Origin of the sequence: Lutibacter oricola (assembly GCF_900106565.1) — a bacterium.
Classification (GTDB): domain Bacteria; phylum Bacteroidota; class Bacteroidia; order Flavobacteriales; family Flavobacteriaceae; genus Lutibacter; species Lutibacter oricola.
The window spans coordinates 1-4,251 of the sequence record NZ_FNNJ01000028.1 but is presented as its reverse complement, the minus strand read 5'-3'; the positions used below and the strand labels follow the sequence as shown (position 1 = coordinate 4,251).

The 4,251-nt window shown below is 25.8% G+C and carries 5 protein-coding genes; all 5 read right to left on the bottom strand.

Features of this window, described 5'->3' with window-relative positions:
• Window positions 1-204: 204 nt before the first annotated feature.
• Window positions 205-1,230, bottom strand: coding sequence for an HNH endonuclease (locus BLU40_RS17115; RefSeq protein WP_090126651.1), 1,026 nt, complete (start codon window positions 1,228-1,230; stop codon window positions 205-207).
• A 160-nt stretch (window positions 1,231-1,390) separates the two neighbouring features.
• Window positions 1,391-1,747: a helix-turn-helix domain-containing protein gene (locus BLU40_RS17110; RefSeq protein WP_090126648.1), complete on the bottom strand. Its 357-nt coding sequence runs from the start codon at window positions 1,745-1,747 to the stop codon at window positions 1,391-1,393.
• 11 nt (window positions 1,748-1,758) lie between these two features.
• Window positions 1,759-2,052 (bottom strand): type II toxin-antitoxin system HigB family toxin, encoded by a 294-nt coding sequence (locus BLU40_RS17105; protein WP_090126645.1) that lies wholly within the window; start codon window positions 2,050-2,052, stop codon window positions 1,759-1,761.
• A 213-nt stretch (window positions 2,053-2,265) separates the two neighbouring features.
• Entirely contained in the window at window positions 2,266-2,742 is a 477-nt protein-coding gene (locus tag BLU40_RS17100) for a hypothetical protein (RefSeq protein WP_090126642.1), read from the bottom strand.
• A 174-nt stretch (window positions 2,743-2,916) separates the two neighbouring features.
• On the bottom strand, window positions 2,917-4,143 hold the full coding sequence (locus tag BLU40_RS17095; protein WP_175454829.1) for an aspartyl protease family protein: 1,227 nt from the start codon (window positions 4,141-4,143) through the stop codon (window positions 2,917-2,919).
• Window positions 4,144-4,251: the final 108 nt, after the last annotated feature.

Below are 4,251 nucleotides of genomic sequence, written 5' to 3'. Positions count from 1 at the left end.
AGACTAACTATTTTAATCTTAAATGACTAAAATGTGGATTTCAGAAGTGAAATCCGCTGTTACAAGCAACGGTTTTTGGTATGTTTTGTTGAGTGATTTAGCTATAAATTTAGTAAATAATTACTGACCAAGAAAATCCGATAGGATTTTCGTAAGTAGGCTAAAACCAAACAATAAAATATACCAATTGTTGTGTGCAGTAATTTACTCCATTTTTTCTATTATTTCATCCCAATAACGTACAAGTTTAAATGTTTCTTGAACTTTTTTAATGTCATAGTTGGAATTGATATAATTATTTAATTCACAGTTTATAAAACCTTTTCCATTTGTTAACTGTTCAGGTAGAATATCGTAAATTTTGTCATCATTTTCTCCTAAACTCGGAAGTACAATTGCAAATCTATATTTGTCTGAATTTGTTTTTAAATCAAATATTATTAAAAAAGCTCTCAATTCTCTTGGTTTCGTTATTATATTAACTCCAAGATTATCGTCTGGAAAATCATATTTAATCCAAAATGGTCGTTTTATAATTTCCTTATCTGGATTATCCAATTGTTGTCGGATAATTTGCATATTCTTGCTAAATAAAAAAATATAGCCAAGTTTTTCAAAAGCCAGTAAATATGCAATTTTAAGTAAAGAAATTGCTAATATTTTTTCATTTAAAGGTTCTGGTTTCGGAAAGTTAAAAGACAATTTTTTTTGCCAACCTATATTTTTTAAATCCGTTGTAAACATTGGATTGTGATATGTTTGACTTGCACTATTAAAAAATTTTTCTGATATTTTTGGATTGTTATTTTTGCTATCAACATTTATAATAAACTTTCCCTCGTTGTCTATTTTAATTTTAGCATTAACGCCTTTGTCTCCTGTAGATTCGTTATGAAATTTTGTTCTAAACTCTGAATTTGGTTTAAATGAATAATTATCTAAAGTTTCTAAAGCGTTTAGTAATTCCACGTCAATACTATGACCAGATTTAGAATTACATTTTTTACAAGTTAAAATTGACCCTTTTCCTCCAAGAGATTTTGGTGGATTATGTTCAAGAGTAAGCGTTTTATCGTCTAAATTTTGTTTGTTAAAATGTTCTGAACAAAGTGGACAATAATATCCATAGTCTTTGTCGTATGTTTTTTTTAAATCTGTATTGTCAACAATAGATTGAAAATTATCAGAATAAATTTTAAAAATAAGTTCCCTTTTTTCTCTATTGTTCATTTCTTAACGGTGGTTTTTTCTTATTGCACACAACGGTTTTTGGTATGTTTTGTTGAGTGATTAAGCTATAAATTTAGTAAATAATTACCGACCAAGAAAATCCGATAGGATTTTCGTAAGTGTGTTAAAACCAAACAATAAAATATACCAGTTGTTGGCACTAGTAATTTTGAATCAGAACCTCACTTGGAATGTTCAATTTTTGATTTAAATTTCTAATCATATCAATTGTAAGTTTTCTTTTTCGATTTAGAATTTCACTAACTCGACTTTTAAATCCCATAACTTCAGCTAAATCTTTCTGTTTCATTCCTAATTGTTCCATCCTGAATTTAATTGCTTCTATTGGATCGGGCATTTCAATTGGATAAATCTCTTTCTCGTACTTTTCAATCAAGATTGTTAAGATTTCTAATTCATCACCTTGTTTTGTGCCTATTTTAGCATCAAAAATATCTTCTAATCTTTCTAGTGCTTTTTCGTAATCGTTATTTGTTTTTATAGGTTTAATTTCCATAATTTTTATCTTTAAATGTTAGTAGCGTCAATTTTATCATATTCGGAATGTGTTCCTAAAAATCGAATCCAAATAATCTTATAATCATAATTTATTTTCACAATCAATCTGTAGTTATTTCCTTTGATATTAAAAACTACTCGATTGTTTTCTAAAATACTTGCACTCGGATATTCTCTTTTTAACTCATTTGGATTATTCCAATTTGATTTTTCAGTTTCTCTGTGCCAGGATTTTAATTGTTCTTCACAATCATTATGCTTTATCCAAAATTCTCGTAAAGTTTTTCTTGATATAATTCTCACTATTTTATCTTTTATTTTACAAAGATATTAAAAAGTTACCAATATGGGAAGTTATTTTCGTTTTATTAGTGCCAACGGGTTTGTGTATGTTTTGTAGCGTTTTTTAAACTACTAATTTACTAAATAAAACACTAACGTAGAAAATCCGATAGGATTTTCGTAAATGTGCTAGAACCTAGCTATAAAATATAAACAGTGTTAGCACCTGTTTTTTTAATCATTTCTATTCTCAATCATATTAATTTCTCTGATTAATATTTTTATCAACAATTTATATTCTCGGACAGACAAAATTACAAATCCAAATGAAATAATTGTTAAAGTAATTAAATCTTTGTCAATTGATTTGGATTCTATTGAATAGATAATATTCATAATTACAGAAATAATCATAAATAACAAAAAAAATGTTGTCAATAAATTAAATCGTAAATAAAAAGTATTAAAATCCTTTTTATCAAATCGTATTATTATTCGTGGAAATATTTTCTCGAAATATGATCTTATTCTTGTTATTTTCAATTGAGTATCATTTTCTAATCCGTAAAAATATTTATTCTCAATATGAGTATTTTCAATTTTACTTAAAACATCTAAAGAAAGATGCTTTTTTGATGAGATTTTTCTGATAGTTTTTTCAATTATGCTTTTATCATAATTAGGCATTTTTGATGTAATGAAATATATCATTTTTTGCTTTCAAGGTTTTATCGTAATAGGTGCTAACGGTTTTTGGTATGTTTTGTGGCGTGTTTAAGCAATAAATTTAGTAAATAATTACTGACCAAGAAAATCCCTTAAGGATTTTCGTAAGTGTGCTAAAACCAAGCTATAAAATATACCAGTTGTTGGCAAATCGTAAGTTTAATTGAATAAATATTCTTTTTTTATTGAAAATTGTTTAATTGAATTATTATGTTTAATTTTAATAGTAATTGAATCGCCAATATTTCTTGTTGCTTTGTATTCACAATACGTTTTCAAATCGATCATATTGATATTATTTATTGATACTACTTCTGATTTTAATGGAATCTTTAATCTTGAAGCTGAAGAATTTTCTGTAATACTTTTTATTATAATTTTATTTTCTTCTTTATCATTTTTTGTAGTGAAACCATAAGTTTTAAAATTAAAATCTAGGTTGTTTTCATAAGGTTCTAAAATCAATTTTTTATCAAACCAACTAATCGTTGTTTTGTATTTTTTAAAAAAACCTAATCCTAATAAATTTAATCCATTTGGGCTCGTCATTACTGGTAAATTATTCACAAAATAATTGGTTTTACCAAAATAAATGCTATCGAGTAAGTAGAATTTTTCTTTTGATATTATTTTTTCATTATCAGCTAGTCCAGTACTTCCTATTCCCAAAATCTTTTTAGATTTAAAATTAATTGAATCTTTAAGAACTCTGTTTTCTTTTAAACTTAAAATTCCACTATTTCCTAAATCAACTAAAACTGATGTTGATTTATTATTTTCTCTTAATTTTATTGAAGTGCTGATATGATGACTGAATCTATTTTCTGTAAGCGGAATTTCAATACGATTATCTTGAAACTTAAAATTTTCAATTTTTTTTGACACTATAATTATATCATTTTTAAAATCAATATTCCATATTAAATGACGCATAACTCCAATTCCAATTAGTCCGTAAACATCTTCTAAACAGTCCATACTGAAATCAATTTCTTTAGCATTTAAATTAGTGAAGTATAAATTTTCTATTTGTAAGGAATTAATTTTTTTAATTTTTGAAGTAAAATAACTACCGGATGAATTTTTTCCAATTCCAAACCCGTTGTTTTCTAACTGGATTTCTTCTCGAAGATTAGTGAAAATAAAACTTGCAGCTCCACTATCGAGAATGAATTTATAATCTTTTTCGCTATCGTTTATCTTTGCATTTATCAAAATATGTCCAGATGCAGAATATGAAAATGGTATTGTGTCTTTGAGAGTTTGCATTGTTAATTCTCCTTCACTCATTTTTTTGTATTGAGATGAAGTATTATAAATAAATATACCTATCGCAATTATCATTAATAGGAGAAGAACTCCAATAATTTTTAAAATCTTTTTCATCATTTTATGTTTGCCAACGGTTTGTGGTATGTTTTGTTGAGTGTTTAAGCACTGAATTTAATAAATAATTACTGACAAAGAAAATCCCTTTAGGATTTTCGTAAGTGT